This is a genomic window from Aquiflexum sp. (genome assembly GCF_977115555.1).
The window spans coordinates 1-1597 of sequence record NZ_CDSBKL010000622.1; the positions used below are offsets into that span (position 1 = coordinate 1).

Here is a 1597-nt window from a genome sequence, read left to right on the forward strand (position 1 = left end):
ATTGTCTTCGTCCACAGTGGCTTGGATTTCGCTGACTGCAAGATCTGCATAAAAGGTTCCACCGATTTTTTCCAGGATCTTTCGCGCTTTGGTTTCCTGATTGTTTTTGACAAGCCACCTGGCGCTTTCGGGTACAAAAAACATCAGCACAAAAAACAACAACGCCGGAAAAGCCTCGACACCAAACATCCACCTCCAGCCATTTTGCCCGCTCCAGCTTGCTGCCAGTGTGGCAAAATCCGGATTGTCAGGCAGTGAACTATCCAAAAGTGAAATCTGCCAGTTGACGACCTGCGCCAAGAGCACGCCGACCATGACCAAAAGCTGCATCAGGGTGACAAACATGCCCCTTTTCTCCGGAGGAGCCACTTCCGCAATATAAAGAGGCGACAGGTTGAGGGCGATGCCCATCGCAATGCCACCTAAGATTCGGTAGAAATTGAACCACCAAAAAGTATCCGCAAGGGCAGTTCCGAAAGCCGAAACTGAAAATAGGAATCCGGAAAATATCAGGAGTTTTTTTCTCCCCACCTTGTCGCTTAGGAGGATGCAGAGAATAGCGCCTGCCATGCAGCCGATCAGCGCAGAACTGGTACCCCAACCCTGATCGGTCGGAGAGGTGATGTTGAAAAATGGCTCGTAAAAAGGTTTGGCACCACCTATCACTACCCAGTCATAGCCAAAAAGGAAACCTCCCAATGCGGCAGTCATGCTGATAAGCCAGATGTAAGTTTGGTTATAGTAGGTCTTTTGGTCCATGGGTATGGGATTTGGATTGGGAATTCCAATTTAAGGGGATGAAGGGAAATTGCAACAGGGGGCTAGTGGAAAAAGGTTTGCCCAAAGGGAAATAGTGTAACTTTTGTCAAAACATGATCATTAAAACCCTGAAATTGGAAGTAATAAAAGATAAAACAAGCGTAATTTTTTTAATGACTCCAATTATCGATAAATTGGTTCAAATTCATGGCGGAAACCGAAAAGCCAAAAGAGTAGGTAAAAAATCAAGATTCTTTTGATATGAAAACATTTGTATTATCAGCGTTTATTTTGGGTTTGGTATTTATGGGATTTGAGGGGAACGCTCAGGCATTTGGAGTAAGGACAGGCTTTCAGGCTGCTTATACCAATAACAACGGGAATCAGATTGGTGGTAGCCTAGATCACTTTTATCTTGGATTGTTCAAAAACAGAAGACTTGGAGCTGGTAAGTTTTTAACACTCAACACCGGACTGGAATACATGCAAAATGGTCACAAAACCAACGATTCCAATTTCAGAAGAATGACTTATTTAAGTATTCCTGTAGGTCTCCGTGCCAAGATAGGTCCGGTATTTGCCCAAGGAGGGGTAAATGGCAATTTGAAATTGTCTGAAAAATACCAAGTCAATGGGGCAGATGCCTTGAATGATTCCAACAAGACCAACACATTTGATTTACCACTGCATATTGGCTTAGGACTGAAGGTATTCGTCTTTGAAATAGAGGTCAGGTACCATCAGGGTTTTATGGATGTAAACAATGGCAATAAAAACTCCTATCTGCAAATTGGAGCGGCCATTGAATTTTGAAAGATAGGATAGTATTCTTTGGTTT

At 43.3% G+C, this 1597-nt stretch carries 3 protein-coding genes; 2 read left to right on the forward strand and 1 reads right to left on the reverse strand.

Going from position 1 to position 1597, the window contains the following annotated elements; translation table 11 throughout:
* Positions 1 to 759 (reverse strand): MFS transporter (locus ACZFYI_RS20175; protein ID WP_462525915.1); only part of this gene is annotated, 759 nt, incomplete at its 3' end.
* A 113-nt stretch (positions 760 to 872) separates the two neighbouring features.
* Between ACZFYI_RS20175 and ACZFYI_RS20180 the strand changes: the two genes are divergently transcribed.
* Positions 873 to 1019: a hypothetical protein gene (locus ACZFYI_RS20180; RefSeq protein ID WP_462525916.1), complete on the forward strand. Its 147-nt coding sequence runs from the start codon at positions 873 to 875 to the stop codon at positions 1017 to 1019.
* 1 nt (position 1020) lies between these two features.
* On the forward strand, positions 1021 to 1572 hold the full coding sequence (locus ACZFYI_RS20185; RefSeq protein WP_462525917.1) for a porin family protein: 552 nt from the start codon (positions 1021 to 1023) through the stop codon (positions 1570 to 1572).
* The last annotated feature ends 25 nt before the right edge of the window (positions 1573 to 1597 follow it).